General features: G+C 69.0%; 26 protein-coding genes. 10 read left to right on the forward strand and 16 right to left on the reverse strand.

The genetic code is table 11. The annotated features are described in order from the left end of the window. Nucleotides 1-18: 18 nt before the first annotated feature. Complete coding sequence (locus tag AAFO60_RS03690; protein ID WP_347954813.1) at nt 19-1,581, reverse strand: MFS transporter; 1,563 nt, start codon at nt 1,579-1,581, stop codon at nt 19-21. Between the two features lie 140 nt (nt 1,582-1,721). Between AAFO60_RS03690 and AAFO60_RS03695 the strand changes: the two genes are divergently transcribed. After that, a complete protein-coding gene (locus AAFO60_RS03695; protein WP_347954814.1) occupies nt 1,722-1,856 on the forward strand; it encodes a hypothetical protein in 135 nt (44 codons plus the stop codon). Between the two features lie 35 nt (nt 1,857-1,891). Here the strand turns inward: AAFO60_RS03695 and AAFO60_RS03700 are convergent, their stop codons facing one another. The 6 genes from AAFO60_RS03700 to AAFO60_RS03725 form a co-directional block, all read right to left on the reverse strand. Then, the gene (locus tag AAFO60_RS03700; protein ID WP_347954815.1) at nt 1,892-2,323 is read right to left on the reverse strand and encodes a DUF6918 family protein; all 432 of its coding nucleotides are present in this window, start codon (nt 2,321-2,323) and stop codon (nt 1,892-1,894) included. A gap of 14 nt (nt 2,324-2,337) precedes the next feature. Then, the gene (locus AAFO60_RS03705) at nt 2,338-3,198 is read right to left on the reverse strand and encodes a MaoC/PaaZ C-terminal domain-containing protein (RefSeq protein WP_347954816.1); all 861 of its coding nucleotides are present in this window, start codon (nt 3,196-3,198) and stop codon (nt 2,338-2,340) included. A gap of 3 nt (nt 3,199-3,201) precedes the next feature. After that, nucleotides 3,202-4,944: a 3-oxosteroid 1-dehydrogenase gene (gene kstD / locus AAFO60_RS03710; protein WP_347954817.1), complete on the reverse strand. Its 1,743-nt coding sequence runs from the start codon at nt 4,942-4,944 to the stop codon at nt 3,202-3,204. A 196-nt stretch (nt 4,945-5,140) separates the two neighbouring features. Then, nucleotides 5,141-5,776, reverse strand: coding sequence for a methyltransferase type 11 (locus AAFO60_RS03715; RefSeq protein WP_347954818.1), 636 nt, complete (start codon nt 5,774-5,776; stop codon nt 5,141-5,143). Nucleotides 5,777-6,038: 262 nt separating this feature from the next. After that, nucleotides 6,039-6,836, reverse strand: coding sequence for a VOC family protein (locus AAFO60_RS03720; RefSeq protein WP_347954819.1), 798 nt, complete (start codon nt 6,834-6,836; stop codon nt 6,039-6,041). A 112-nt stretch (nt 6,837-6,948) separates the two neighbouring features. Continuing rightward, the gene (locus AAFO60_RS03725) at nt 6,949-7,851 is read right to left on the reverse strand and encodes a cytochrome c oxidase assembly protein (RefSeq protein WP_347954820.1); all 903 of its coding nucleotides are present in this window, start codon (nt 7,849-7,851) and stop codon (nt 6,949-6,951) included. 178 nt (nt 7,852-8,029) lie between these two features. Between AAFO60_RS03725 and AAFO60_RS03730 the strand changes: the two genes are divergently transcribed. Beyond that, a complete protein-coding gene (locus tag AAFO60_RS03730; protein WP_347954821.1) occupies nt 8,030-9,529 on the forward strand; it encodes an LCP family protein in 1,500 nt (499 codons plus the stop codon). Between the two features lie 90 nt (nt 9,530-9,619). Here AAFO60_RS03730 and AAFO60_RS03735 read toward each other — a convergent pair whose 3' ends face one another. Together AAFO60_RS03735 and AAFO60_RS03740 are read right to left on the reverse strand one after the other, a co-directional pair. Continuing rightward, nucleotides 9,620-10,006, reverse strand: a complete 387-nt coding sequence (locus AAFO60_RS03735; RefSeq protein ID WP_347954822.1) for a hypothetical protein — start codon at nt 10,004-10,006, stop codon at nt 9,620-9,622. Beyond that, nucleotides 10,006-11,160 (reverse strand): Rieske 2Fe-2S domain-containing protein, encoded by a 1,155-nt coding sequence (locus AAFO60_RS03740; protein ID WP_347954823.1) that lies wholly within the window; start codon nt 11,158-11,160, stop codon nt 10,006-10,008. Before AAFO60_RS03740 ends, AAFO60_RS03735 begins: the two co-directional genes overlap by 1 nt. A 158-nt stretch (nt 11,161-11,318) precedes the next feature. Between AAFO60_RS03740 and hsaA the strand changes: the two genes are divergently transcribed. From hsaA to AAFO60_RS03770, 6 genes are all read left to right on the forward strand, one after another. Then, on the forward strand, nt 11,319-12,503 hold the full coding sequence (gene hsaA / locus AAFO60_RS03745; RefSeq protein ID WP_347954824.1) for a 3-hydroxy-9,10-secoandrosta-1,3,5(10)-triene-9,17-dione monooxygenase oxygenase subunit: 1,185 nt from the start codon (nt 11,319-11,321) through the stop codon (nt 12,501-12,503). 180 nt (nt 12,504-12,683) lie between these two features. Further along, nucleotides 12,684-13,601, forward strand: a complete 918-nt coding sequence (gene hsaC / locus AAFO60_RS03750) for an iron-dependent extradiol dioxygenase HsaC (protein WP_347954825.1) — start codon at nt 12,684-12,686, stop codon at nt 13,599-13,601. Nucleotides 13,602-13,606: 5 nt separating this feature from the next. After that, complete coding sequence (gene hsaB / locus AAFO60_RS03755; protein WP_347954826.1) at nt 13,607-14,182, forward strand: 3-hydroxy-9,10-secoandrosta-1,3,5(10)-triene-9,17-dione monooxygenase reductase subunit; 576 nt, start codon at nt 13,607-13,609, stop codon at nt 14,180-14,182. Beyond that, nucleotides 14,173-15,417 carry a hypothetical protein gene (locus AAFO60_RS03760; protein WP_347954827.1) on the forward strand — a complete coding sequence of 415 codons (1,245 nt, stop codon included), beginning with the start codon at nt 14,173-14,175 and terminating at the stop codon, nt 15,415-15,417. Before hsaB ends, AAFO60_RS03760 begins: the two co-directional genes overlap by 10 nt. A 32-nt stretch (nt 15,418-15,449) precedes the next feature. Continuing rightward, entirely contained in the window at nt 15,450-16,232 is a 783-nt protein-coding gene (locus AAFO60_RS03765; protein WP_347954828.1) for an SDR family oxidoreductase, read from the forward strand. Then, nucleotides 16,225-17,367, forward strand: coding sequence for a sulfotransferase family protein (locus tag AAFO60_RS03770; protein WP_347954829.1), 1,143 nt, complete (start codon nt 16,225-16,227; stop codon nt 17,365-17,367). Before AAFO60_RS03765 ends, AAFO60_RS03770 begins: the two co-directional genes overlap by 8 nt. A gap of 384 nt (nt 17,368-17,751) precedes the next feature. On the opposite strand, the gene AAFO60_RS03775 is transcribed toward AAFO60_RS03770, so the two are convergent. Next, nucleotides 17,752-18,621: an alpha/beta fold hydrolase gene (locus tag AAFO60_RS03775; RefSeq protein WP_347954830.1), complete on the reverse strand. Its 870-nt coding sequence runs from the start codon at nt 18,619-18,621 to the stop codon at nt 17,752-17,754. Between the two features lie 159 nt (nt 18,622-18,780). Between AAFO60_RS03775 and AAFO60_RS03780 the strand changes: the two genes are divergently transcribed. Further along, on the forward strand, nt 18,781-20,007 hold the full coding sequence (locus AAFO60_RS03780) for an Nramp family divalent metal transporter (RefSeq protein ID WP_432211688.1): 1,227 nt from the start codon (nt 18,781-18,783) through the stop codon (nt 20,005-20,007). A 65-nt stretch (nt 20,008-20,072) separates the two neighbouring features. Here AAFO60_RS03780 and AAFO60_RS03785 read toward each other — a convergent pair whose 3' ends face one another. Genes AAFO60_RS03785 through AAFO60_RS03800 form a run of 4 tightly spaced genes read right to left on the reverse strand, consistent with a single transcriptional unit; the run spans nt 20,073 to nt 24,221 of the window. Next, complete coding sequence (locus AAFO60_RS03785) at nt 20,073-21,182, reverse strand: acyl-CoA dehydrogenase family protein (protein ID WP_347954832.1); 1,110 nt, start codon at nt 21,180-21,182, stop codon at nt 20,073-20,075. Then, complete coding sequence (locus AAFO60_RS03790; RefSeq protein ID WP_347954833.1) at nt 21,179-22,144, reverse strand: acyl-CoA dehydrogenase family protein; 966 nt, start codon at nt 22,142-22,144, stop codon at nt 21,179-21,181. Before AAFO60_RS03790 ends, AAFO60_RS03785 begins: the two co-directional genes overlap by 4 nt. A 2-nt stretch (nt 22,145-22,146) precedes the next feature. After that, nucleotides 22,147-23,310 carry an acyl-CoA dehydrogenase family protein gene (locus AAFO60_RS03795; RefSeq protein ID WP_347954834.1) on the reverse strand — a complete coding sequence of 388 codons (1,164 nt, stop codon included), beginning with the start codon at nt 23,308-23,310 and terminating at the stop codon, nt 22,147-22,149. After that, the gene (locus tag AAFO60_RS03800) at nt 23,310-24,221 is read right to left on the reverse strand and encodes an enoyl-CoA hydratase (RefSeq protein WP_347954835.1); all 912 of its coding nucleotides are present in this window, start codon (nt 24,219-24,221) and stop codon (nt 23,310-23,312) included. The genes AAFO60_RS03795 and AAFO60_RS03800 overlap by 1 nt, the downstream gene beginning before the upstream one ends. A 200-nt stretch (nt 24,222-24,421) precedes the next feature. On the opposite strand from AAFO60_RS03800, the gene AAFO60_RS03805 reads away from it, so the two are divergent. Beyond that, nucleotides 24,422-25,750, forward strand: a complete 1,329-nt coding sequence (locus tag AAFO60_RS03805) for a Fic family protein (protein WP_347954836.1) — start codon at nt 24,422-24,424, stop codon at nt 25,748-25,750. Here the strand turns inward: AAFO60_RS03805 and AAFO60_RS03810 are convergent. Further along, entirely contained in the window at nt 25,707-26,156 is a 450-nt protein-coding gene (locus tag AAFO60_RS03810) for a hypothetical protein (protein WP_347954837.1), read from the reverse strand. The two genes, AAFO60_RS03805 and AAFO60_RS03810, sit on opposite strands and share 44 nt — an antisense overlap. After that, complete coding sequence (locus AAFO60_RS03815; RefSeq protein ID WP_347954838.1) at nt 26,153-26,767, reverse strand: helix-turn-helix transcriptional regulator; 615 nt, start codon at nt 26,765-26,767, stop codon at nt 26,153-26,155. The genes AAFO60_RS03810 and AAFO60_RS03815 overlap by 4 nt, the downstream gene beginning before the upstream one ends.

The raw sequence follows: 26,767 nt of genomic DNA on the forward strand, positions 1-26,767 counted from the left end.
GGCGCAGTCGCCCGGGCCTCAGCCGACGACGGAGCCGGCGTCGTCGATCACCCGGCGCGGCGCGAACCACCCGAGGAACACCGCTCCGGCCATCAGAATCGACCCCAGCACCAGGCAGGCGGTCTGCAGCGGGGGCAGGAACGCGGCACCGGCGCCCGCCCTGATCTGCTCGGTCAGCGCCTCGGCCTGCGGCGGCAGCCGATCGGCCACCTCGACGGCGCCGGCAAGTGAACTGCGGACGCCGGCGGCGGCCTGTTCGGCGCTCGACGGATCGACGGTGGCGAGCTGATCGTGGACGAGGTCGGCGGTGGCACCGATCCGGCTGTCGTAGCCGGCTGCCAGCAGACTTCCGGCGAGCGCGATGCCGATGGCGGCGCCCAGTTCGCGGGCGGTGTCGTTGACTGCGGAGCCGATCCCCTGATTCTCCAGCGGGGTGTTCGACATGATGGCGGTCGTCGACGGCGCCGTCGCCAGGCCGATGCCGATGGCGCACACACCGAGCATGACCCCGAGCTTCCAGTAGACGTCCGCGTCGACCATTCCGATCGCCAGCACGCCCGCGGCGGCGATCGCGATCCCGACCGCCAGCACGAACCGCAGCGAGTCGAACCGAACGGCCACCCAGTTGCCGAACATGGCGAACACGCCGACCCCGATCACCATCGGGAACAGGGCCACCGCGGACTTGAGCGCGGAGTACCCGAAGACCAACTGCAGCTCCAGCAGCACCAGGTAGAAGACGCCGAAGGAGGCCAGGAACTGCAGAGCCACCGACAGCGAGCCTGCGGCGAACGCACGATTGCGGAAGAGGTTCACGTCCAGCAGCGGCGACGCGCGGCGCCTCTCGATCGCGATGAACACGGCGATCAGCACTGTGCCGCCGATCAGCGCGACCAGGATCAGCGGATCGGTCCATCCGCGGTGGGGCGCCTCCAGCAGACCGAAGACCACACCGGCGATGGCCGTCATCGAGGTCAGTGAGCCGATGACGTCGAACCGACCGGGGTCGTCGTCCTTGGAGCTGCCGATGGTGAAGGTCAGCAGCAGGATCGCGAGGGAGGAGACGGCGAAGGTGATGAAGACCGAATGCCAGTGGAAGAAGTTCAGCAGGACGCCGGTGACGAAGAAGCCGAGGATGGCGCCCGCGCCGGCGACGCCGGCCCAGACGCTGATCGCGATCGCTCGCCTCTCCCGCGGAACCCCCGCGGTGATCAGCGACAGGGTGGCGGGCATGATCATCGCCGCACCGATCCCGGCCACCAGTCGGGTGAGGATGAGCTGGGTCGGGGTCTGCACCCACACCGCGGCGAGGGACCCCGCACCGAAGACGATCAGGCCTGCCATCAGGACCGGTCGGCGGCCGACACGGTCGCCGACCGCACCGGCAGGCAGCAGCAGGGCCGCCAGGATGAGGGTGTAGCCGTCGATGATCCACGTCATCTGGCCCGTGGTGGCTCCGGTGGCCCGGGCGATGTCGGGGAGTGCGGTGTTGAGCGCGGCCATCGCCGCGACCACGACGCTGACCGCCAGACATGCGACCAGGATCAGCCAACCGGTCCGGATCTTCTCGGTTGTCGCCATTGTCCGTAAACGTCCGAAGAATCCGGAGACTTCACCCACCCGACTTCCGACACGCATCGTCAGTTCATCGCCTTCTTTTGTAACTTATGACACATTGGTCACACGAGAAACAGATCACTCTCGAGTGAAAGTTGATCATCATGGCCTCGAACCACCTGACATCGTCCAGCGAGATCCGGCAGGGCCGCATCCACCTCTGGCGCCTGCTCGCAATGGTCGCCGTGCTGGCGGGCGTGCTGACCGTTCTGCTCCTGATAGCAACGAGCGCGGTCTGACCGAGAGGTCAGACCGCGCTCGACCCGCCCATCGCCTATCCGGCGTACTTCTCGACGACACCGCCCACCGGGCCGAGTGCGTCGACGACGTAGCCCTTGGCCTTGCCGCGGATGCTCTTGTACGCCTTGGCCAGCACTGCCGGCGCGCCGTCGGCGTGGCCGTCGGTGACCGCGAGCAGGGCCTCGGCGGCCTGATCGCCGTTGGCGGTCAGATGGTCGCCGAACGACGCTCCGGCCGGCTTGGTGTCCCACAGCGGCGACAGCGCCGTCATGAACTCCGGCAGCATCTTGCTGGTGGCCACCGCGACGATGCCCGGCTTGAACTTCTGAGCGGCGCCGTAGGCGGCCTTGATCGCGGTCCCGGACAGGCCGGACTGCTTCTTCACCTCCGCGTCGATGACTTCGGCGAAGTCCGAAGCCATGGCGTCGCGGTTGGCATCGAGCAGGGGAACGAGAGAGGCGGTCATGCCGGGCCTTTCAGTCAGGATTTGATGAACACGACGTTGCCCAGGGCCGGTGCGTCGTCGCGTTCGACGACGGTGGTGGCCGCGAGCAGTCGGTCGCCATCTTCCCAGGCGCGCACGCGCAGCGTCTCCCCGGGGAAGACAACTCCGGCGAAGCTCACAGCGTAATCGGCGACCGAAGCGACCTCACCGGCGAAAACGCTGTCGACGACGGCCCGGCAGACGCTTCCGTAGGTGCACAGCCCGTGCAGAATCGGGCGCGGGAAGCCTGCGCGTGACGCGAATTCGGGGTCGCTGTGCAACGGGTTGCGGTCACCGCAAAGGCGGTACAGCAGAGCCTGATTCGGGCTCGTCGGCACCAGGATCTCATGATCGGCGGCGCGGTCGGGCAGCGGCGTCTTGGTCGACGAGCCGCGCTCGCCGCCGAACCCGCCCTCACCCTTGGCGAAGATCGACGACCGCGCGGTCCACAGTGGCTCGCCCGCGTCGTCGACGGTCACCGACTCCTGGATGATGACCGCGGCCGAGCCCTTGTCCTGGACCTCGGCGATGCGGGTCCGGGTGGTCGCGGTGCCGGTGGCCGGCAGCGCCCGGTGCACCCGGATCTGCTGTGCGCCGTGCACCACCTTCGACAGGTCGATGTCGACGCCGGGGAAGACCACCTTGGGCGCCTCGGTGGCGTTGAACGTGGCCGCGACCGTCGCGAACGACGGCAGCACCTTCGGTGCGGCGTCGTCGATGTACTGCAGGCCGACGAGGTCCATCGGGTCGTGCGCACCGCCGACGGCCAGATTGTACAGGGCGACCTCGCGCGGGGTCCACGAGAAGGTGGTCTCGCCGAGGTCGGCGCCGACGGCTACTGAGGGATCGATGGGCATGGCTCAGGCTCCTGCGTGAGAGACGTTGGCGTTCTTGGCCTTCTCGACGACGTCGAGGGCGGCCAGATAGCCGAAGACGACGGCCGGTCCGATCGTGGCACCGGGGCCGGCGTAGGTGTGGCCCATCACCGGGGCGCTGGTGTTGCCCGAGGCGTACAGGCCGTCGATGACGCTGCCGTCGGCGCGCAGCGCGCGTCCGGCGACGTCGGTGTCGACCCCGCCCTTGGTGCCGAGGTCGCCGGGGACCATCTTGACCGCGTAGAACGGCGCCTTGTCGACCGGGCCGAGGTTGGGGTTCGGCTTGTTCGTGGGATCGCCGTAGTAGTTGTCATAGCCGCTCACGCCGCGCTGGAAGTCGGCGTCGACGCCGCTGCGTGCGAAACCGTTGAAGCGTTCGGTGGTGGCGACCAGCGTGTCGACCGGAACCCCCATCTTCTCCGCGAGCTCGGTGATGGTGCCGGCCTTCACGACGGCACCCGACGACAGCCAGCTCTTCGGGATCGGCTGGCGGGCGGGCAGGCCGGCGAACAGGTAGCGGTTGCGGCACCGCTGGTCCATCACCAGCCACGCCGGGATGTTGGCGCCCTCGCCCTCGCCCTGGCCGAAGTCGCCGCCGTACATCCGGTGGCCCGCCTCGACGTAGGGGAGGGACTCGTTCATGAAGCGCTCGCCCTGCTGATTGACCATGAAGGTGCCGGGGACGTTGCGCTCGGACAGCGCGAACCACGGGCCCTTGGGCAGCGGGATCGTCGGACCCCACCAGGCGTCGTCCATCAGCGAGACGTCGGCGCCGACCTCCTGGGCGGCGCGGATGCCGTCGCCGGTGTTCGACGGCGCGCCGGTGGTCCACTCGGTGCCGATCGGGGCGCGCTGGTACTCGGCGCGCATGTCGGCGTTGTGCTCGAAGCCGCCGCTGCCCAGGATGACGCCGTAGCGGGCGCGGATCACGCGCTCGTCGCCCTCGCCGCCCGCGCGGACGCCGACGACCTTGCCGTCCTCGGTGACCAGGCTGTTCAGCGGAGTGCTCAGGCGGATGTCGACCCCGGCCTGGCGGCAGCCGATCAGCAGTTCGGCGGCCAGGGCGGCGCCCATCGCGATCATCTTCTTGTTGCGAGCCTTGGACCAGGTGAAGCGGGCGGCGACCTTGGCCATCTTCGCCGCGCCGCGCCAGTGGCGCAGGCCGACGTTCATCCACTTGTAGTCGCTCTGCAGCACCACCATGTTGAGCGGCGCCTTCGTGTACTGCGGATGCAGGGTGGCCAGATCGTCGCCGAGCACGCGGGCGTCGAAGGGCTTCGGCTCCACCGAGCGGCCGCCGACCAGGCCGCCGGGGGCCTCCGGGTAGTAGTCGGAGTAGCCCTTGACCCATTCCAGGGCCAGCGGCGAGTGCTCGATCAGGTAGTCGAGCGCTTCCGGACCGCGGTTGATGTAGGTGTCGATCCGCTCCGCGGGCGCGTGCTCGCCGATGATGGCGTGCGCGTACTTCCGGGCCTGCTCGGGAGTGTCCACGACGCCGTCGCGCCGCAGCACCGAGTTGTTCGGAATCCACACGCCGCCGCCCGAGCGGGAGGTGGAACCGCCCCAGTACGGCGACTTCTCGATCAGGACGGTCTTGAGCCCCTTGCTGGCGGCGGTCAGCGCGGCCGCCAGGCCCGCTCCACCCGCACCGACCACGACGACGTCGACCGTTTCGGTGCCGGCGTCCTGTGCGTCAATGCCTGCCGCGTCCGTACCCTCTGCAGTCATCTGCTTCCCTTCGGTCTTGCCTTCCGCGCCCTCGCGCAAAAATAGAACGTGTTGCAGCCCAGCCTAAACTAGAACACGTTCCTACAGAAAGTATGCGGTGCGAAGCGGCGAACGCGGCCGGTCCGTCCCGCTGGGTGAGACGCGAGCGCATGGTCGGCCGCTCGAGTGCGGAGCTCACGACGACCGGCGGCGGCGGTCACCGCGCCCGTGCCGTGACCATCCAGCAGTAGTTCGGATGGGCGACGACCCCGTCGACCATGCTGCCGCGGATGTCGTCACGGATCCGGCCGAGCAGGTCGGTCCAGCCTGCGGCACCCGAGCGGGCCCGCACCTGCTGCTCCACCTCGGCGCCGGTACTGGTGGCGAGGATGACGGCGAGCCGCTCGTCGACCCCGTCGGTGCGACCGCCGTCGACGGCCGGGGTCGCGTACACGCTGGTGAACTCGAAGGGCTCGATGCCGACGCCCGACCAGCCGGCGTCGGACAGGATGCCGCGCAGCCGGTCGGCGTCGTCGAAGGCGAGCGGCCCCGGATCGCCCGGAGCGGGCCGGGTCGGGGGCGCGGCGAGCGCCGACTCGAGGGTCCGGGTGCCGAGGGTGAACATCGCATTGCGGCGCCCGGACCGCCAGCAGACGAAGGTCATGCCGGCTGCGGGCGCGGCGAATCGGCGCAGGTTCGCGAAGGCGGCGACCGGATCGTCGAAGAACATGACGCCGAACCGGGAGACGAACCGGTCGAAGCCGGGGCCTGCGACATCGGTCAGATCGGCGGTCTGGGCGTCGGCCACCACCGTCGCCGCCTGCGGCACGCGCCGGGCGGCCACCTCGACCATGCCGGGGGAGATGTCGATGCCGGTCGCCGAAGCGCCCGCGGCGACCGGTCGCCTCGAGCAGGGCGCCGGTCCCGCAGCCGACGTCGAGCACGCGACCCCGCACGGCGGCGCGCTCGATGATCGCGTCGGCCGCCGGCGCCAGGATGCGATCGAAGATCTCACCCTGCGAGGCCCAGTCGGCGCCGCGTTCGACCCAGCTCGGGCCCGTGTCGTCAGTCATGGCCCGACCGTAACCTCCGCCCGCGCCGAACGGGCCGGTTCGTCACCTGCCCGGCGGCGGCGTGGCGATGCAGATGGCGGCGCCCAACGGGTCCTTGAACGAGGCGAGGCGTCCGTACGGGGTGTCTTCGCCGGGCATCAGGATCTCGCCGCCGAGTTCGGTGACCTGCGCCAGCGTGGCGTCGACGTCGGCGACGGTGATGTACACCTGCCAGAACGAGGGATGTCCCTCGCCCATCATCCCGGCCGCATCCATGATGCCGGCGGTTCCCTCGCGGTCGGCGCCGGTACCGACCATCACCTGCGAGTAGCGCGCCGGTCCTTCGTCGCCGCCGCCGATCTCGTCGAGCTCCCACGGGAAGACCTCGGGGTAGAAGGCGGTCGACTTCTCGTAGTCCATCGACATCTCGTCGAACCAGTACGGGGTGCCGACCTCGCCGCGTTCGACGAAACCGGGATGGGTGCCCTTCTGCCAGATCCCGAAGACACCGCCCGCCGGGTCCGCGAACACCGCCATCGTGCCCATCTCGCCGACGGCCATCGGCGGTACCAGGACGGCGCCGCCCGCAGCCGTGACGGCGGTGGCGGTGGCGGCGGCGTCTTCGCTGTCGAAGTAGACGGCCCAGACGTTCGTGGGGCCGTCCGCCGATTCGGCCATCGGCATCAGCCCGGCGACGCGGGACCCGCCCGCGACGAAGTTGCGGTAGCCGCCGAACTCGGCGGCGGGCTCTTCGGTTGACCAGCCGAAGACGGCGCCGTAGAACTCAGCGGCGCGGTCGGCGTCGCTGGACATCAGGTCGAACCAGGCGGGGGCGCCCGGGGCTGGAGTGTAGGCGGGCATGACGTTCTCGCTTCCGTGGAGGGCGGATCTTCGGTGTATGGACGTCGTCTTCGATTCTCGATCATCCGGGGCGGCCGTGTCGACCGTTCGTACGGAAAACGTGTCGTCTGGGTCAGCGGTGACGAAAGCGGTCGGTGAGGTCGGGGTCGTCCAGGAACCAGGGACGTTCGGTGACCGGCGATTCGGGACCCGCGGGCGCCGAATCGTGATCGGTCCGATCGGCGGTCCGCTCGTCGTCGGTGCGCCATCGTGAGAAGAGGTACATCAGGAAGGGCAGCCCGACCGCGTCGCCGAGCACCCAGAGGACGCCGGCGCCGATGGTCTGATCGGTCCGCGCCGACGGGCCCCAATCGCGTTGGGTGGCCTGGCGAACCACCTCGCCGAGCACGCCGCCCTGCCACAGGATCACGCCGAGGACGCCGTCCCCGAGGGTTTCGGCGGTGGCGATGAGCAACGACAGACCGGCGTGACGATGCCGCGGTACCGGGTCGACCTGCAGGCGCGCGTAGAAGTAGACGGCGCCGACGAACACCAGCAGGACTCCGGTCAGATCGTCGACGACGGAGTCGGAGACCGTCGCGCGGTACCAGGGCGTCAGGAACAGCAGCCACGGTGTCACCAGCATCAGAGCGGCGGTCGCCGGCGGTGACAGCAGCAGGCGGGCGATGGGTCGTCGGCCCCACCGGACCAGCGGTCGGCGCGCCCACCGCTGGGAGGCCAGAACCGACACCGGCCGACCGGCGGCGAGCAGGAACCCGGTCAGCGGGACCAGGAGAACGAACTGCAGTGCGCGGACCCAGAACAGCACTTCGCCGTAGACCGCGGTGAAGCCGTTCGCGGCGACGAACCAGGTGCCGCACCCGATCAGGAACGAGGTCCGACTGGCTCGGCCGATTGAGGTACGCCGAGCGCCCGCCGCATAGAGGGCGGCGGTGACGCAGACCAGGACCGTCGACGCCGGGGCGAACTGCCAGGACGTCAGCGCCGTCGTGAACGAGAGCTCGGGGATCGGCACGCCACCATCGTTCCAGGTCGCAGATTCCGCGTCGAACGTCACTGACCAGGCAATTCGGTGGAGATGGGCATCGGTGACGCTACCGTCCGGCAGATTCAGCAAGCCCTCAGGTTGCCAGCGGACACTGGGTGCCTGCGCCGTGGACCCGCCATGGGCGAACGGTGAACGAGGTGGTTGAGTGCGGCGGCGACCGGAGACATCAGCGGTGCGGCTCACCGCCGGCGATGTGGTTCGACGGCGGGTCGCCGAGGGGCACTACGTGCCGCAGTGGGAGGTCGAGCCGACGCGGCGCCGCCACGGGCACGACCCGTCCGCGTCCCGTGGTCGGGCCCCGCATGCGCACGATCCGCGCCCGCCGCGTTCGGGCGACCCGCACCCGCCGCGCTCCCATGATCCGCGCCCCGAACGGATGTCGAGGGACCGGGCGGTCGCCGCGTCGCAGTCGGCGGCACCGTCGACCGACCGTCGCGCCGGCGCCCGACGGATCCGGCCGACGACCAGTGCGCTGCGCGCCGCCCGCGCGGGTGTGGTGCTGGCATCGTGTGCGGCGCTCGCGGTGGCGGGACTGACCTGGGCCGAGACGAACCACCTCGTCGACGGTTTCACCATGTCCGGAGCGCTGGGGGCCGACGCCCCCCACTCGACGGGCGGCGCCGAGAACGTCCTGCTGATGGGGCTGGACACCCGCAAGGATCTCGACGGTCAGGCTCTGCCCGAGGACATTCTCAAGCAGCTGCACGCGGGCGACAGCAGCGACGGCGGCTACAACACGAACACGATGATCCTGGTGCACATCCCCGCCGACCGGAAGAACATCGTCGCCTTCTCCATACCGCGCGACGACCTCGTCCGGATGCAGGGACTGGATGTCTCGCAGGCCAAGATCAAGGAGGCGTACGGCCGCAAGAAGGCCCAGACCGAGACCGAGCTGCAGAACGAGGGCGTCACCGACCCGAAGGAGTTGGAGCGTCGCGGCCGAGAGGCCGGTCGGGCGCAGACGATCGCGACGGTCCGCGATCTCACCGGTGTGCCGATCGACCGCTTCGCCGAGGTGAGCCTGTTCGGCTTCTACGATCTCGCCAAGGCCCTGGGCGGGGTGAAGGTCTGTCTCAATCATGCGGTGTCGGACCGCTATTCGGGTGCCCGCTTCAAGGCCGGTGAGCAGACGCTGAATGCCAAGCAGGCATTGGCCTTCGTCCGTCAGCGTCACGGACTCGACAACGGCGATCTCGATCGCACCCACCGGCAGCAGGCGTTCCTGCTGTCGGTGCTCAATCAACTGCGCGATGCCGGGACCTTCACCAGTCTGGACAAGATCAACGGACTGGTCGACGTCGCGCAGCGCAACGTGGTCCTGTCATCGGGGTGGAACCTGGTCGACTGGGCGCAGGAGATGGGCACCGTGTCCGACCAGCGGATCACCTTCAGCACGCTGCCGGTGGTCCGATACGACACCTTCGACGGCCAGGACGTCAACATCATCGATCCGGCGGCGATCCGTGCGCGCGTGCAGCGCGCGTTCGGCATGAAGGCGACGCCTCCGCCGACCAGCACCTCCCCGACGGAGACATCAGCCGGCGGTTCGCCGGTCGATTCCACGTCGATGGCCGTCGAACCGACCGCGCCGGATTCGGGTGCCGCGGTGTCGAACGGCAGCGCCGTCCCCTGCGTCAACTGATCCGGCGCTGCAGACGGAAACGTCCCCGTGAGTCGGCTTGCCGGACGATCTGTCCGGCAGTCGCCGTCACGGGGACGTTTCGGTAAGCAGTCACCAGTAGCCGTCGGGGTCCTCGCCGGGAGACTCGCGGGGGATGAGGCCCTCGGCGACACCGTGATCGATGCTCGCCGACAGGCGCGGGCAGGTGGGCAGCAGCGCGGCATTGCCGCCCGCGTCACGGATCTCGGCGATGCGCGTGCAGGTGGCCAACGCCTCGTCGTTCCACTGGACGCTGGTGTGATGCGGGCTGGTCTTCTTCACCAGCACCCGGGCGTGGCAGCTGCGACACTCGATCTCGGACATCCCGCCGGCCAGGTAGTGCCTGCGGTCGCGGGCGGTCGCCTCGGCGATGGCCGCGGCGCGGGCGGGGTCGTGCGCCCACTGCGGGGCCTTGGCCCAGTCGGACCCCGCCGTGCCGCGTTCATCGGCGCGAGTCATCAGACCGACGCGCCCTTGGCGCCCTCGGCGGCTTCCTTCTCCGCCTTGATCCGCATGTTCTCCTCGACCTCCTTGGTCCAGGACTCCAGTGCCTTGGTGGTGTCGATCTCGTACTCGTACCGGCCCGACATCTCCTCGGTGACGTCGGCGGCGTCGACGTAGAACTGCTCGTACCAGCGGCGCAGCTGGTAGACCGGGCCGTCCTCCTCCACCAGGAGCGGGTTGTCGATGCGGGTCTTCCGCTTCCAGATCGCGACGTCCTGCATGAAGCCGACCTCGACGCCCTTGGTGATGGTCTTGACCATGCCGTCGGCCTGCTCCGGCGAGAGGCCCTCGGGGATCTTCGCCATGACGCCGAACATCAGCACGAACGAGTTCGAGTCGATCGGGTAGTGGCAGTTGGTCAGGATCGTCTCGACCGAGTACTTGCCGTAGTACTGCACCATCGGGTTCAGCATGTACGAGGGACCGTAGTAGGCGGCGATCGACTCCAGCCGGGTGTCGCCGTAGGCGGTCGAGATGCCCACGTCCGGACGGCCGTGGCTGTTCATGTACTGCGCCGCGGTCTCACCCTCGAAGACGTTCTTGAAGTAGTCCGGCAGGGCGTAGTGCACGTAGAAGAAGTGGGCCATGTCGACCACGTTGTCGATGATCTCGCGGCAGTTGGAGCCCTCGATCACGATCTTGTTCCAGGTCCAGCCGGTCCACTCGTCGGTGCCGAATTCGGCGAGCTCGGGGATGACGATGTCCTCGGCCGGCGGGTTGCCCTCGGGGTCGTTGTAGACGAAGACCTGTCCGTTGCGGACCATGGTCGGCCAGGTGCGGGTCTTGGCCAGCTTGGGGTGGCGCTTGGCGTACGGCACGTCGGCGCAGCGGCCCTTGCCGTTCCATTCCCAGCCGTGGAAGGCGCACGCGACGTTGTCGCCCTTCACGGTGCCCATCGACAGGTCGGCGCCCATGTGGCGGCAGTAGGCGTCGAGGGTGTGGATGTCGCCCTTGCGGTCGGCCCACACCACCAGCTTGGTTCCGAAGATCTCCAGCGAATGCGTCTCGCCGTCGTTGTACTCGTCGACCAGTCCGATGCAGTGCCATCCGCGCGCGAACCGCGTCGGGGGCGTACCGGTGTCGATCTCCCGGATTCCGGTGTCAGTCATCGTCTTGACTCCCTCGTCGGTGTCTTGTCGGGCGTGCGCCCGTTCACATCGATATTAGAACACGTTTCAGGCAAAATGAGAACGTGTTCTAGTTTAGAACGAGAACGTGTTCTAGTATTAGTCGAAAGTCGACGACGACACGAACAGGAGTGACCCTCATGGCACCACAGCGGAGCGAAGCAGCGCAGCAGGTTCTCGATAAGATCGACGCCCTGCTGCCCGATCTGGCGCAGCGCGCTCAGTCGACCGAGGATGCCCGCCGCATCCCCGACGACGTCGCCGACCTGGTCGCTGCGACGGGCTTCTTCAAGCTCCTTCAGCCCGAGCAGTGGGGCGGCTACCAGACCGACCCGGTCACCTTCTACGAGGCCGTCCGCCGACTGGCCACCGCCTGCGGTTCCACCGGCTGGGTCGCGGGCATCGTCGGCGTCCACAACTGGCACCTCGCACTGTTCTCGCAGCAGGCGCAGGAAGACGTCTGGGGCGAGGACACCAACGTCCGGATCTCCTCGTCGTACGCTCCGATGGGCATGGGCGAGGTCGTCGAAGGCGGCTACAAGGTCAACGGTTCGTGGGCGTGGTCGTCCGGCTGCGACATCGCCAACTGGGTCGTCGTCGGCGGACCGGTCATCAAGAACGGCAAGCCCGTCGACTTCGTCAGCTTCCTGATCCCGCGCAGCGACTACCACATCAAGGACGTGTGGAACGTGGTCGGCCTGCGCGGCACCGGCTCCAACACCATCGAGGTCAAGGACGTCTTCGTTCCGTCGCACCGGATGCTCAGCTTCCGGACCATGAGCATGGGCGAGGCCCCCGGCCTGGAGCGCAACACCGCACCGGTCTACAAGATGCCGTGGGGAACCATCCACCCGACCACCATCTCGACCCCGATCGTCGGCATGGCCTACGGCGCGTACGACGCGCACGTCGAACACCAGGGCAAGCGCGTGCGCGCCGCCTACGCCGGTGAGAAGGCCAAGGACGATCCGTTCGCCAAGGTCCGCCTCGCCGAGGCCGCCAGCGACATCGACGCCGCCTGGCGTCAGTTGTCGGGCAACCTGCAGGCCGAGTACGACCTGATCGTCGCCGGCGAGCAGGTGCCGATGGAACTGCGTCTGGCCGCCCGCCGCGACCAGGTCCGCGCCACCGCCCGCGCCATCGACTCGATCGACCTGCTCTTCGAGAACTCCGGCGCGCACGCCCTGGAGAACGGCACCCCGATCCAGCGGTTCTGGCGCGACGCCCACGCCGGCCGCGTTCACGCCGCCAACGACGCCGAGCGCGCGTACGTGGCCTTCGGCAACGGCGAGTTCGGCATCCCGATCGGCGACACGATGGTCTAAGGGGCCAGGGGCGACGGCCGCCGGCCGTCGCCCCTGACCTGCCGGTGGGGCGACCGATGTCCCACTGGCTGAGCGGACATGGTGACCGGCACCGTCGACCCGAGCGAATGTAGTGGGCGAAGCCCCGCCCGACCCCGACCTTCTGTATCGAGAACAGCGAAGAGAACGAGGAACAAGCAGATGTCTGAAGCCCTGAGCCCCATCCGGTCTCTCGGTTACATGCGAATCGACGCCACCGACATGGATGCGTGGCGCGAGTACGGACTCAAGGTCCTCGGCATGGTGGAGGGCTCCGGGACCATTCCGGGCGCGCTCTACCTGCGGATGGACGACTTTCCGGCGCGCCTGGTGATCGTCCCGTCCGACCGCGACCACCTCGCCTGCTCCGGCTGGGAGTGCGCGACCGCCGCCGGTCTGCAGGAGGTCCGCGACCGGCTCGCCGCGGCCGGAGTCGAGTACCGCGAAGGCACCGCCGACGAGCTCGCCGATCGTCGCGTCGACGAGCTGATCGTCTTCGCCGACCCCGACGGCAACGTCCTGGAGGCCTTCCACGGCGTGGCGCTGCAGCACCGTCGCGTGGTGAGCCCGTACGGGCACAGCTTCGTCACCGGCGAACAGGGCCTGGGCCACGTCGTCCTGACCACCACCGACGACGCGAAGGCCCTGGCCTTCTACCGCGACGTCCTCGGCTTCCGGCTCCGCGATTCGATGCGGCTGCCTCCGCAGGTCGTCGGACGCCAGGAGGGCGAGGAGCCGGCGTGGCTGCGCTTCTTCGGCTGCAACCCGCGCCACCATTCGCTGGCGTTCCTGCCGATCCCGAACAGTACCGGCATCGTGCACCTGATGGTCGAGGTGGAGAACTCCGACGACGTCGGCCTCGCCCACGACCGTGCGCTGCGCAAGAAGGTGCCGATGTCGGCGACGCTGGGTCGGCACGTCAACGACCTGATGCTGTCGTTCTACATGAAGACCCCGGGCGGCTTCGATGTCGAGTTCGGCTGCGAGGGACGGCAGGTCGACGACAATGAATGGATCGCACGTGAGTCGACCGCAGTGAGTCTGTGGGGTCACGACTTCACGATCGGCATGAAGGGCTGACGAACATGGCACCGCATTCCCCGTACGGGACCGACGACTTCGATTCCCGGCAGTTCCGCACCGCGATGGGTCAGTTCTGTACGGGGGTCACGGTCATCACGACCCTCGACGCGGACGAGAACCCGGTCGGTTTCGCCTGCCAGTCGTTCGCGGCGCTGTCGCTGGATCCGCCGCTGGTCCTGTTCTGCCCGCAGAAGACCTCGCGCACCTGGCCGGTGATCGAGGCCCGCGGTCAGTTCTGCGTCAACGTGCTCTCCAACCGGCAGCAGGACGTCAGCGCCGTCTTCGGCGCCCCCGGCTCGGACAAGTTCAAGTCGGTCCGCTGGGATCCGTCGCCCGCCGGCCTGCCGGTGCTCCGCAACAACCTCACCTGGGTGGAGTGCTCGGTGGATTCGGTCAGCGACGGCGGCGACCACTGGGTGGTGATCGGCCGGGCGCTGACCCTCGGGGAGGTCCTGCAGGACAAGCCGCTGCTGTTCTACCGGGGCGGCTACCTCTCGACCGAGCACCCGCGCGTGACACCCGTGCAGGCCGAGCTCGACAACTTCCTCACCTGGAACGGCGGCGACACATGGCTGTAGCCGGCCGACCCGGCGAGACTCCATCGCAGGCGGATCGATCGCTCACCGATCGGTCCGCCTCCGGTGGCTTCACCGCACCGTTCAGCGAGGCGATCGGGCGGGCCGAGGCGATGGTGGTCGGGGCCGACTTCATCGAGACGGGCGCCGACCTCGCCGAGGGCCTCGACTACCTGTCCGGCAGCATCTCGGCGATCCTGCAGTTGGCGCGCGCCCACGACCGGACGCACCCGTACTTCGTCACCTCCACCGGCCCGTACGCCAAGATGGGCCTGGACAACCCGGACACCCTCTACTATCACGCGACCGTCGACCCGGCCGCCACGTACGTGGTGCGCGGGGTGCGCGGATCCACCGTCGACTTGAGCTTCCAGGTGCTGCGCGGCGACTACACGCCGACCGACGTGCCCGGCGGCGACGGCGCCTTCGACGACCGGCGCATCCGGGTCGCGGCCGACGGCTCCTTCGAGATCACCTTCGGCCCGGAGCTCGCCGAACCGCGCGAGGACTACTTCGTCCTCGGTGAGGGGGCCTCCATGCTGGCCGTCCGCGAGGTGTACAGCGACTGGGCCGCGCAGGCCAAGGGCTCGATCACCATCGAGCGCGTCGACACCGTCGGCACCGCGCCCGCCGAACTCACCGCCGAGCGGATGGCCAAGCGGTATGCGATCGCGGCCAAGATGCTGACCGCCCGCATCAACACGTGGTTCAACTTCCCGAAGTGGTTCTACCTCGACGAGCCGGTCAACACCTTCACCGCGCCGCGCAGCACGCCGGGCGGACTGTCGACGCAGTACTCGTCGGTGGGGCATTTCGATCTGCCCGCGGGCAAGGCGATGGTGGTGACGGTGCCGCGGTCGTCGGCGCCGTATCAGGGCTTCCAACTCGGCAGCATGTGGTACATCTCGCTCGACTACGTGAACCACCAGACCTCACTCAACTCGGCGCAGGCCCAGACCGATCCCGACGGCATGATCCGCATGGTGATCGCCGCGAACGATCCGGGTGTCGCGAACTGGATCGAGACCACCGGGCGCCGTCGCGGCATCCTGCAGTTCCGGTGGCAGCGCATCGACGAGCCGGTGGACCCCGCGCAGGGGCCGACGGCGGTGGTCGTCGACGACGCCGACGTCCCGGCGCATCTGCCGTACTTCACCGACAACCGCATCGACGCCGCGGGTTGGGCCGATCGGATCGCCGTGCGACAGCGGGCCTTCGCGGCCCGGATGCTCGGCTGACTTCAGGACACTCACACATCAGGGAGATCGCCATGACCGGACTGCTCGACGACAAGGTGGTGGTCGTCTCCGGAGTCGGCCCCGCACTCGGCCGCGCCGTGTGCCTGCGGGCCGCGGCGGAGGGGGCGGAGGTGGTGCTCGCCGCGCGCACTCAATCGCGGCTCGACGAGATCGCGGCGCAGATCCGCGACGCCGGCGGGCAGGCGCTGACCGTGGCCACCGACATCACCGACGACGCGGCCGTCGCCGCCCTCGTGGAGCGGACCGTCGCCGAGTTCGGTCGGGCCGACGTGCTGGTGAACAACGCCTTCTCGGTACCTTCCATGAAGCCGCTGGGCCGCACCGACTTCGAGCAGATCAGCTCGAGCCTGGACTTGACCGTGCTCGGCACGCTGCGTGTCATCAAGGCGTTCACGCCGACGCTGAGCGAGGTGCAGGGGGCGATCGTCAACATCAATTCGATGGTGATCCGGCACTCCGAGCCACGCTACGGCAGCTACAAGATCGCCAAGTCGGCGCTGCTGGCGATGTCGCAGACCCTGGCCACCGAACTCGGCGGCGCCGGAATCCGCGTCAACAGCGTCGCTCCCGGCTACATCTGGGACGACCAGCTCAAGTGGTACTTCGGGCAGGTCGCCGAGAAGTACGGGATCACCGCCGAGCAGGTCTACGAGCAGACCGCCGCGCGCAGCGACCTCAAACGCCTTCCCGAGCCGGACGAGATCGCCGACGCGGTCCTGTTCCTGGCCTCCGACATGGCTCGGGCGATCACCGGGCACACCCTCGACGTGAACTGCGGTGAATACCATGACTGAAGCAGGCGATCGGACCTCGGTCGGCGAGGTCGACGAACTGCACGCCTCCGCGGCCCGGACCGTCGGGCTCGACGATTTCGGCGACACCGACTATCTCGACGGTCTGCGCGTGCTGCTCGACTCGTATGCGCGCGAGGCCGAGCTGACGCCTGCGGGCAGCAAGATGTTCCGGTACTTCCTCAAGGGGGCGTTGATCGCCCGGCTGCTCAGCGAGGCCGGCTGGAAGAACAATCCCGGCAGCGCCGACATCGAGATCACGCGTCCGGTGTTCGTGACCGGCCTGCCGCGCACCGGTACCACCGCCCTGCACCGACTGCTGGCCGCCGACCCCGCTCACCAGGGCTTGGAGATGTGGCTGACGGAGTTCCCTCAGCCCCGCCCGCCGCGTGAGGAGTGGGCCGACAATCCGGTGTACCGCCAGATCGACGCCGGGCTGTCCCGGCATCACGTCGAGAACCCGGAGTTCATGGGTCTGCACTACATGAGCGCAGGGGAGGTGGAGGAGTGCTGGCAGCTGCTGCGGCAGTCGCTGATGTCGATCTCGTACGAGTCGCTCGCGCACATCCCCACCTATTCGGAGTGGCTGGCCGAACAGGACTGGACCCCGGCGTATGAGCGGCACCGGCGCAACCTGCAGCTCATCGGCGCGAACGATCCGGGCAAGCGCTGGGTGCTCAAGAACCCGAGCCACCTGTTCGCGCTCGACGCGCTGATGGCGGTGTATCCGGACGCGATCGTGGTGCAGACCCATCGCGCGCCGGAGACCATCATCGCGTCCATGTGCAGCCTCGCCGAACACGCCACCGAGGGCTACTCGACGGCCTTCACCGGCGAGCGGATCGGCCGCACCCAACTCGATCTCTGGTCGCGCGGGCTGCGGGAGTTCTCGCAGGCGCGCAGCAAATACGATCCGGCGCAGTTCGTCGACGTCGACTTCGACGACCTGCGGTCGGACCCGTTCGGGACCGTGCAACGCGTGTACGACGCGATCGGCGCCGACTTCACCGACGGCGCCCGTGCGGCGATGGTCGCCCTCGACGAGCAGTCCCGGTCGGGCGACCGGCGGCCCGTGCACCGGTACGCCCTGGACGATTACGGGCTGACCGTCGAGCAGGTGCGCGCCGCCTTCTCCTGAGCGGGTCTCGATACGCTCGCTCACTTCGTTCGCGGGCTACTCGACCGGCCTGGGGTCGTTCGCGTGCTGCTCGACCGGCCTGGGCTTGTTTGCGTGCTGCCTTGGGGGCGTTCTTTTCTTAGGGTGGTCGAGTAGCGACCGGAGCGAAGCGGAGGCCGCGTATCGAGGCCTCGTGAGACCGGGTCTCGATACGCTCGCTCACTTTGTTCGCGGGCTACTCGACCGGCCTGGGGTTGTTCGCGTGCTGCTCGACCGGCCTGGGCTTGTTTGCGTGCTGCCTTGGGGGCGTTCTTTTCTTAGGGTGGTCGAGTAGCGACCGGAGCGAAGCGGAGGCCGCGTATCGAGACCCCGTGAGCCTTGGGGGCTCAGCCTGGGGCCATTCGACTACAGCGCGTGCCGTTCCAGGAAGGCCTCGATCGCCGCGGCGAAGACCTCGTTGTCGTCGCCGGCGACCATGTGTCCGGCGCCGGAGACGTCGGCGATCTCCGCATGCGGGACCAGCTCTTTCATGTCGGCGATGCCCGCGTCGCTGACGACGTCGGACTTGCCGCCGCGGACCACCAGCGTCGGCACGGTGACCGTGCGCGCGGCGGCCGCCAGCCGCTCCGGATCGGTGTGTCTGCGGGGCTCGTCGCCCTCGCCCGAGGTGATGAACGCCGGATCCCAGTGCCAGTACCAGCGACCGTCCTCGCGCAGGCGGACGTTCTTGCGCAGGCCGTCGAGGTTCTTCGGTCGCCTGCGCTCCGGGTTGTAGGCGGCGACGGCGTCGGCCACGTCGTCGAGGCTGTCGAAGCCGTCGACGTGATCGGTCATGAACGCCTTGATCCGATCGATGCCCTTCTGTTCCACGTTCACCACCACGTCGACCATGACGAGTGCGGCGGCGACCGACGGGTCCTCGCCGACGGTGCACAGTCCGGTGATGCCGCCGAGCGAGGCGCCGATGATCACCGGCCGCGCAGGCAGGGCACCCAGCGTGCAGCGCAGGTCGGCGACGAAGGCCTCGAGCCCGTACTCGCCGTCGGCCGCCCAGTCGGTGTCGCCGTGCCCGCGGGCGTCCAGAGTGTACACGTCGCGGCCGCGGGCGGCGAGGGCGGCCGCCGTGCGATCCCACGAATGCCGGGTCTGCCCGCCGCCGTGCAGCAGCAGCGCGGGAACGGTCGCGGCGCCGGTCGTCGAGGCGGGCCAGTGATCGCCGCGCAGGACCGTGCCGCCCGCGTCGACTGAGAACGGCCGGGCGGTGGAGTCGGTCATGGCGGGGTCCCTTCGGTGATGAAACGTCTCCCTTGTGGGTACTACACATCGAGGGCCGGCGGCACGACAGGTCCACTCAGCGGCATCCGGCGCGATTGATGACTTACCTCATACCCAGTTTCGGTTGACCGAAACTTTGTCTTCTGCCTATCGTTGGTCATGCTTCAAGCGGTGCGAAAATCGGGGTGGGCGCGCGTCGCCGGACTGATGGGTCCGGCATTCGTCGCCGCCATCGCCTACGTCGATCCCGGCAACGTCGCCGCCAACATCACCGCGGGCGCCAAGTACGGATACCTGCTGGTCTGGGTCCTGGTCGTCGCCAACGTGATGGCGGTGATGGTGCAGTACCAATCGGCCAAACTCGGCGCGGTGACCGGCAAGTCACTGCCGCAGACTCTCGGCGAGCGACTCCCGCGCCGGTCTCGACTGCTGTTCTGGGGGCAGGCCGAACTCGTGGCGGGCGCCACCGACATCGCCGAGGTCATCGGCGGCGCCATCGCGTTGAACCTGCTGTTCAGACTGCCGCTGCCGGTCGGCGGCGTCATCGTCGGCGTCGTCTCGATGGCCCTGCTCATGCTCGCCGGGAGGCAACGACAGCGGCAGTTCGAGTTCGTCATCCTCGCCCTGCTGGCGATCATCGTCCTGGGGTTCCTGGCCGGGCTGCTGGTGAACCCGCCCGACGCCGGCGGCATCGTCAACGGCATGGTCCCGCGACTGGCGGGCACCGAGACCGTACTGCTGGCCGCATCGATGCTCGGCGCGACGGTGATGCCGCACGCGATCTACCTGCACTCCTCGCTGATGATCGATCGGCACGGCGCACCGAAGAGCGAACGTCGGACGCGCAAGCTGCTGGCGGTGACGCGGGTCGACGTCGTCGTCGCGCTGGTCGTGGCGGGCACCGTCAACATCGCGCTGCTGGTGCTCGCGGCGTCGAGCCTGTACGGACACGAGGGCACCGACAGCATCGAGGGCGCGCACGCCGCCGTCCGCGAGGCCCTCGGTCCGGTGGTGGCCGCGGTCTTCGCGATCGGGCTGCTCGCCTCGGGCATCGCCTCCACCTCGGTCGGCGCGTACGCAGGCAGTGCGATCATGGGCGGACTGCTCCGCAAGCAGATCCCGCTCCTGGTGCGGCGGTCGGTGACCCTTATCCCGGCGGTCGTCATCCTGGCCGCGGGCGTCGATCCGACGATGTCGCTGGTGATCTCGCAGGTGGTGCTCAGCTTCGGCATCCCGTTCGCGATCATTCCGCTGCGTCGGTACACCGCGAACCGCGCCATGATGGGCGCCTTCGCCGACGGTCCCTGGCTCCGCTGGGGCTCGGCCGTCGCGGCCGTCGCGATCGTCGTGCTGAACGCGGCGCTGATCGTGCTGACCTTCGCATGAGACTGCGGTTCGGTGCCACCAGCAGGTGGCACCGAACTGCAGTCTTATATGGAACGACGGCGCTGCTACAGGCTGATGCGGGCCAGCGCCTGGTGCGGTTGACCGAACAGCTGGGCGTCGGCCTGAGCGCGCTTGAAGTACATCCCGATGTCGTACTCCCAGGTGATCCCGACCCCGCCGTGGAGCTGGATCGCCTCCCCGGTCACCGCCATGTACTGCTCGGAGCAGTACGCGTGGGCGGCGGCGGCCAGCTCGGCGGCGTCGGCGCGCCGGTGGATCAGCGCGTCGATCGCCGCGGCCGACATCGACCGCATGGCCTCCACCGAGACGTACATGTTCGCCATCGCGTGCTTGAGCGCCTGGAACGACGCGAGGGTGCGACCGAACTGCTTGCGGGTGGAGGTGTACTCGACCGTCAGCGCGAGCGCGCGGGCGGCGCCGCCGACCTGCTCGGCCGACAGCATCGCCCAGGCCAGAGCGCGAACGTGCTCGGCGATCGCCGCCGGCGAGGTGATCGTGGTCGAGGAGACCTCGTCGAAATGAACGCGGGCCAGCGCCCGAGTCGGGTCGAGCAGTGGCAGCGGGGTCACGGTGACGCCCTCGGCCCGGGCATCCACCTCGTGCAGGGTCTGCGGGCCGTCCGGGTCGCCGGGGCGGCCGGCGATCACCAGGAAGACATCGGCAGACTCGCCGTCGATCACGTACTCGGCGGTGCCGCTGAGCAGCCCGGCCTCGGCGGTCACCCCGGGGGTGGACCAGCCCGACGGGCCGGCCCAGCACAGGGCGCCGATCCGCTCGCCCGAGGCGAGCCCGGGCAGCAGTCGGGCCGCGGCCTCGGCGTCGCCGGAGGCGAGCACCGCGCCGACCGCGAGGACGGCCGAGGAGAACACCGGGACCGGCGAGAGCGTGGCGCCGACTTCTTCGACGGCCAGCGCCGTCTCGGCCAGGGTCGCACCCGCCCCGTCGTGCTCCTCGGGCACCGCGAGGGCGGCGACGCCGATCTCGCCGCACAGCGTCTCCCACAGGCTGCGGTCGATGCGGCCGGGGGATTCGATCGCCGTTCGGACCGCGGCCGAATCGGATCGGCGCCGCAGCACGTCGCGGATCGACTCGGCCAGCGCCGCCCGGTCTTCGGCGCTGATCGGCTCCGGGGTGGTGTTGTCCGGTGCGGTCACAGCGTCTCCAGAATCCGGGCGCGGTGCACGGCGGGGGTGCCCCACGCCGAGACCAGGGCGCGCGTCTTGGTCAGGTACAGCGACAGGTCGTGTTCGGCGGTGTAACCGATCGCCCCGAGGACCTGCAGGCTGCGACGCGAGGCGAGGTAGGCGGCATCGGCGGCGGCGACCTTGGCAGCCGACACGTCGCGGGCCACGTTCGTCTCCTCGGGGGCCTGCCCGTCGAGCCCGACGGCGGCGCCGTGCACCAGCGGGCGGGCCATCTCGATCGCGATCGCGACGTCGGCCAGGTGGTGCTTCACCGCCTGGTACGAGCCGATCGCCCGATTGAACTGCTTGCGCGACTTGGCGTATTCGGACGCCAGATCGAGCATCGCCGAGCCGAGACCGATCAGCTCCGCGGCGGTGGCGAGCGTGCCGAAGCGTGCGACGGCGGCCTCGTCGGCCGATCCCAGCGCAGTGCCTGCGGCGACCTCGGCGACGGTACGGGTCGGGTCCACCGACTCGTGTTCGGCGGTCACCGAGGCGGCCCTGAGCGTGCCCTCGCGCAGCAGGTAGACGTCGGCGTCAGTTGGGGCCGCGGCACGGAACGCGGTGTCGGCGGCGGCGATCGTCGCCGGTCGCCCGCCGAGCAGTGCCTCGAGGGCGTCGCCGGCACCGGCGGCCGCCAGCGCGGCGGGGACGGCGGCCAGGGTCTCGGCCACCGGTCCGGGCAGTGCGAAGCGCCCGACCTGTTCGGCGGCGACCACCATCTCGGTGGCGCCGGCGCCCGAGCCGCCGAGCGCGTCGTCGACGATCAGGCCGGTGATGCCGGCGTCGGCGAGCTGCCGGTAGACGGCCAGCGCGGGGGCGCGGTCGCCTTCGGACCAGGAGCGGGCGATCGTCGAGCCGCCGGCCTTCTCGCCGATCGCCGCGACGGTCGCGGCCAGGTCGGTGTGGATGTCGTTGAGCAGAAAGTCCATGGCTATCGGTCTCCGCGGGGCAGGCCGAGGAGTCGCTCGGCGATCACATTTCGCTGAATCTCGTTGGTGCCGGCGTAGATCGGGCCCGACAGCGAGAAGAGGTAGCCGTCCATCCAGGAATCGGCGAGTTCGGCGTCGGCGCCCTGCAGGTCCAGGGCGGTCTCGTGGGCGGCGATGTCCCACTGCGACCAGAAGACCTTGTTGATCGACGACTCCATGCCGAGCTGTCCGCCGGCGGCCAGCCGGCTCACCGTCTGGTAGGTCGACAGCTCGTAGGCGCGGGCGCCGATCCAGGCGTCGGCGACACCCTTGTCGGTCGCGGCGGTCGACGGCAGTTCGCCCGCCGACTTCCACAGCTTCACCAGGCGGTCGGTGGCGGCCAGGAAGCGGCCCGGCGAGCGCAGCGACAGTCCGCGCTCGTTGGCCGCGGTGCTCATCGCGACCTTCCAGCCGTTGTTCACCTCGCCGATGACCCCCGAGTTCGCCGGGTCGGCGGGATCGTCGGGCACGAAGACGTCCTCGAGGAACAGCTCGGCGAAACCTGCCTCGCCGTCGAGCTGGGCGATCGGCCGCACGGTGACGCCGGGCGCCTTCAGGTCGAACATGAAGTAGGTGATGCCCTTGTGGCGGGCCTGCTCCGGGTCGGTGCGGAACAGCCCGAAGCCCCAGTCGGCGAAGCTCGACCGCGAGCTCCAGGTCTTCTGCCCGTTGAGCAGCCAGCCGCCCTCGGTGCGGGTGGCGGTCGACCGCAGCGACGCGAGGTCGGAGCCGGCCTCCGGCTCGCTCCACGCCTGACCCCAGATGTCGTCGGCGCGCGCCATGCGCGGCATGATGCGCGCCAGCTGCTCCGGGTTCGCGTGCTCGAACAGGGTCGGCGCCAGCAGGAAGATGCCGTTCTGGCTGACCCGTCCCGGCGCACCGGACCGGTAGTACTCCTCTTCGAAGATCAGCCAGTGCAGCAGCGGCTCGTCGCGGCCGCCGAACTCCTCCGGCCAGCTCACCACCGACATCCGGTCGGCGGCCATCTCCGCCTCCCACTTGCGGTGGGCCTCGAAGCCCTCCGCGGTGTCCATCGAGGGCAGCGGCTCGGTCGGCACGTGCTCGGCCAGCCAGGCCCGGACCTCGGCGCGGAAGGCGCGCGCGGCGTCGTCGAACAACAGATCCATCAGGCCTGACCCTTCTCTGCGGCTTGCTTCATGCTCTTGGCGTCCATCCCGCCGAGCGAGTCGCCGGAGTCGGCGTCATTGGCGGCGTGCGCGTAGTGGTGCCAGCCGAAGACCGAGTCCATGGCGTTGCGCATGCCCATCTGGTCCTCGCAGATGTTGACGGCCTTCTTGCTCAGGAACAGTCCCTGCATCGGCATCGCCGTCATCTGGGCGACGAGCTCGTCGACCTTGGCTTCCAGCTCGTCGCGCGGAACCACGTGGTTGACCATGCCCCAGGCCTCGGCCTGCGCGGCGGTGAACCGTGCTCCGGTGAAGAGGATCTCCTTGGCGCGGCGGGCGCCGAGGACGTAGGCGTGCGCGAAGTACTCGACGCCCGGGATGCCCATGCGGGCCACCGGGTCGGAGAAGAAGGCGTCGTCGGAGGCGACGATGAAGTCGGCCGACCACGCCAGCATCAGCCCGCCCGCGATGCAGGCGCCGTGGACCTGCGCGATCACCGGCTTCGGGATCTCCCGCCAGCGGCGGCACATCCCCATGTAGACCTCGATCTCGCGAGCCAGTCGCTGGTTGCTGTCCAGCGGCTGGCCGTCGCCGCGGGTGTGGTCCCAGTGCAGCGTCGCGACGTTCGGGTAGAAGGTGTCGAAGTCGCGCTCGGGGGTGCCGATGTCGTGGCCGGCCGAGAAGTGCTTGCCGGCCGCACGCAGGACGATCACCTTGACGTCGGCGTCGTCGACGGCCTTGCGGAAGGCGGCGTCGAGCGAGTACGTCATCACCGAGTTCTGCGCATTGCGGAACTCGGGACGGTTCAGGGTGACGTAGGCGACCCCGTCGCCGGTCTCGTACGCGACGGGTGAGGTGTCGGGACCGAGATCGTCGGGCCCCAGCGGGGGAGGGATGACGGCGTTGCTCATGCCTTCAGACTCTAACCTAGCAAGTGCTTGGTTGGTAGCCCGGGTGGTGGGCGGTAGGACGAAATTGCCGACGGGGGTCGTGTTCAGCGGGCGATGTGAGATGCTATTTGACGTAAGAGGTCGATGGCGTCGAATAGGGCAGTGCGGCGGCGATCGTATTCTGTGTCCGCGGCATATGGAGTGACATGCCATACCGAACTTTGAAGTCGATCTTCCATCAGCGAGATTGGGCTGGACTGGACGACGAAGAGCTGGTGCGCCGCACTTCGCCTTCGGCGATCCACTGGGACCTGCGGATCGGTGACAGCTCCGCGTTCATGCTCGTGACCCGAGAGGTCTCCTCGCTGATCGAGCGGATCCTGATGTTCGAGCCGAGGATCAGGCATCACTGGGACAGACTTCCCGGACGCGCGCAATCGGACTATCTGGCTCAGATGATCGTCGATGAGATTCAGGCGACCAACGAGATCGAACAGATTCGGTCCACGCGGAAAGAGATCGGCGACGCGCTGACGGCGCTCCGCGAGGAGGAGCCGACCGGAGGCAAGCGGTTCACGGAGATGGTCCGGCTCTACCTGGACATCGGGAACGCCGATGCTCGGGCGCCGCAGACGCTCGATGACCTCCGCCGCGTGTACGACGCGGTCACGGCGGGTGAGATCGACGAGGATGCGGCCCCGGACGGCATGCGATTTCGAGCGGGGCCGGTGACGATCGAGTCCGGAACGAAAGTCGCGCACCGGGGCATCGTGCCGGAGTCTGCGATCGACGAGGCATTGACGGTGATGATCAGCCAGGCTCGAGATGTTGAGATCCCGCGGTTGCTCCGGGCTGTTGTCGCACACTTCATCTTCGAGTTCGCTCATCCGTTCTACGACGGAAACGGTCGGACGGGTCGTTATCTGCTGGCGTTGGATCTGCGTGACGTCCTGGCTCCGTACTCGAGTTTGGCGTTGTCGGCGACGATCGCTGACAACAAGGATCGCTACTACCGAGCGTTCGCCGATGCCGAGGAGCCTTTGAACCGGGGCGACCTGACGGTCTTCGTGACGTCGCTCCTGGAGATCATTGCGGAAGCGCAACACCGCCTGCTGGCTGATCTGGCAGACCGGGCGCAGCGGATAGAGGCGTTGAACGAGCGTATTCATGCCTTTGTGAGCGACGGCCCGCAGGGGAGCCCGAGGTTCGACTCGGCGAAGGGGAGGCCGTTCGATCTGACCGACATCGGCGATCTGCTCTTCATCCTGGGACAGGCGTGGCTCTTCGACGTCAACCGTGCCGTCAAACTGCAGTCGCTGGTGCACACGACGGGGCGGTCCGTGCAGTTCGTCCGGCCGCGCGTGCAAGCATTGATCGATGCGGGTCTCGTGGAGGTTGTGACACAGAAGCCGCTTCGGTTCCGAGTCACGCACGCCGGCGCAGAGCTTCTCGGGATCGGTCGGGAGGGCAGTCGACCTACTGCCGCGGAGAACGGAGGCACGGCGGTCAGCGCGCCCCCAGCGCCATCCCGATCGGCGCGCTCACGATGAGGATCGCGAGGACGGCGAGGTAGGCGTAGCCGAGAAGGTTCCGCAGGCGGATCAACCCGTGGCCGACCCACCACGTCAGCGCGAGGACCAGCAGCAGGAGGATGGCACCGACGTTGATCGTCGCCGACGACGACAGCAGGGCGCCGACGATCACCACGGCGTTGGCCACCGCCCAGCCGCCCAGCTGCACGATCTGGATCGGCGCGGGAACCGGCGTCGGCAGGTTCTGCTGCGCGATCCCGATGGCGATGAGTGCGACGCCGCCGACCAGGACCAGGTAGGCGGCCAGCCAGCTGCCCTTGGCGAGGTCGAGCGGTCCGGTGACCGCGGCCACCAGTCCGCCCGCGATGACGAGGGCGGCGCCACCCGCGGTGTGGGCGTCGATGCCGACCTGGCGCTTGGTCACCGATGGTCTCCTTCGGTCAACTGGTCTCCTTCGGCCAACGAGGCGAAACAGTGATCGCCTTCGACGAAGGCGTCGAGGCCGACCAATGTCAGATCGGTGCTGTGCGTCGACAGCACTCCCTGCATGATGCCCCGATGCACCGCACACGTGATGCCGGGGTGCTCGCGGGCCAGCTCGAGGAAGGGGCAGCGCTTCAACCTGATGCCGGCGCGGGCGCGCTCGGGCGCGAAGCCGAACTCGTCGAGCACCGTCATCAGATCGTCGGCCGGATCGCCCGCCGCCACGGCCCGCGACCGACCCCACGCCCGGCCGGCCTCGGCGGCCTGCTGCTCCGCGCCCGGAACAGCGGCCAACGCCCGGACCAGCACGTCGGCCAGGAGCTCGTAGTTCCGCGGGCCGGACGGGTCCATCGCCGCGCGCGCCCGGTACAGCAGTCGGGGCCGACCGCGACCGGTCTGTTCGGCGGTCTCCGCCACGACGAGCCCGTCGTCCTCCAGGCCGCGCAGATGGAACCGGACGGTCGTCGCCGGGATGTCGCATGTGGCCGACAACTCGGCGACGGTCATCGCGGAGTCGGAGCGGCGAAGGGTGTCGAGGATCGTCGAACGCAT

The sequence above is a fragment of the Gordonia aichiensis genome (assembly GCF_039946255.1).
GTDB lineage: Bacteria > Actinomycetota > Actinomycetes > Mycobacteriales > Mycobacteriaceae > Gordonia > Gordonia aichiensis_A.

Excerpts from the sequence above, each read along its gene's own strand:
- AAFO60_RS03695 (WP_347954814.1), top strand. The coding sequence starts at position 1,722 with ATGGCCTCGAACCACCTGACATCGTCCAGCGAGATCCGGCAGGGCCGC.
- hsaC (WP_347954825.1), top strand. The coding sequence starts at position 12,684 with ATGTCTGAAGCCCTGAGCCCCATCCGGTCTCTCGGTTACATGCGAATC.
- kstD (WP_347954817.1), bottom strand. The coding sequence starts at position 4,944 with ATGACTGCAGAGGGTACGGACGCGGCAGGCATTGACGCACAGGACGCC.
- AAFO60_RS03760 (WP_347954827.1), top strand. The coding sequence starts at position 14,173 with ATGGCTGTAGCCGGCCGACCCGGCGAGACTCCATCGCAGGCGGATCGA.
- AAFO60_RS03705 (WP_347954816.1), bottom strand. The coding sequence starts at position 3,198 with ATGCCCATCGATCCCTCAGTAGCCGTCGGCGCCGACCTCGGCGAGACC.
- AAFO60_RS03790 (WP_347954833.1), bottom strand. The coding sequence starts at position 22,144 with ATGGACTTTCTGCTCAACGACATCCACACCGACCTGGCCGCGACCGTC.
- hsaB (WP_347954826.1), top strand. The coding sequence starts at position 13,607 with ATGGCACCGCATTCCCCGTACGGGACCGACGACTTCGATTCCCGGCAG.
- AAFO60_RS03690 (WP_347954813.1), bottom strand. The coding sequence starts at position 1,581 with ATGGCGACAACCGAGAAGATCCGGACCGGTTGGCTGATCCTGGTCGCA.
- AAFO60_RS03735 (WP_347954822.1), bottom strand. The coding sequence starts at position 10,006 with ATGACTCGCGCCGATGAACGCGGCACGGCGGGGTCCGACTGGGCCAAG.
- AAFO60_RS03770 (WP_347954829.1), top strand. The coding sequence starts at position 16,225 with ATGACTGAAGCAGGCGATCGGACCTCGGTCGGCGAGGTCGACGAACTG.
- AAFO60_RS03775 (WP_347954830.1), bottom strand. The coding sequence starts at position 18,621 with ATGACCGACTCCACCGCCCGGCCGTTCTCAGTCGACGCGGGCGGCACG.
- AAFO60_RS03815 (WP_347954838.1), bottom strand. The coding sequence starts at position 26,767 with ATGCGTTCGACGATCCTCGACACCCTTCGCCGCTCCGACTCCGCGATG.
- AAFO60_RS03720 (WP_347954819.1), bottom strand. The coding sequence starts at position 6,836 with ATGCCCGCCTACACTCCAGCCCCGGGCGCCCCCGCCTGGTTCGACCTG.
- AAFO60_RS03780 (WP_432211688.1), top strand. The coding sequence starts at position 18,781 with ATGCTTCAAGCGGTGCGAAAATCGGGGTGGGCGCGCGTCGCCGGACTG.
- AAFO60_RS03800 (WP_347954835.1), bottom strand. The coding sequence starts at position 24,221 with ATGAGCAACGCCGTCATCCCTCCCCCGCTGGGGCCCGACGATCTCGGT.
- hsaA (WP_347954824.1), top strand. The coding sequence starts at position 11,319 with ATGGCACCACAGCGGAGCGAAGCAGCGCAGCAGGTTCTCGATAAGATC.
- AAFO60_RS03715 (WP_347954818.1), bottom strand. The coding sequence starts at position 5,776 with ATGGTCGAGGTGGCCGCCCGGCGCGTGCCGCAGGCGGCGACGGTGGTG.
- AAFO60_RS03700 (WP_347954815.1), bottom strand. The coding sequence starts at position 2,323 with ATGACCGCCTCTCTCGTTCCCCTGCTCGATGCCAACCGCGACGCCATG.
- AAFO60_RS03765 (WP_347954828.1), top strand. The coding sequence starts at position 15,450 with ATGACCGGACTGCTCGACGACAAGGTGGTGGTCGTCTCCGGAGTCGGC.
- AAFO60_RS03795 (WP_347954834.1), bottom strand. The coding sequence starts at position 23,310 with ATGGATCTGTTGTTCGACGACGCCGCGCGCGCCTTCCGCGCCGAGGTC.
- AAFO60_RS03740 (WP_347954823.1), bottom strand. The coding sequence starts at position 11,160 with ATGACTGACACCGGAATCCGGGAGATCGACACCGGTACGCCCCCGACG.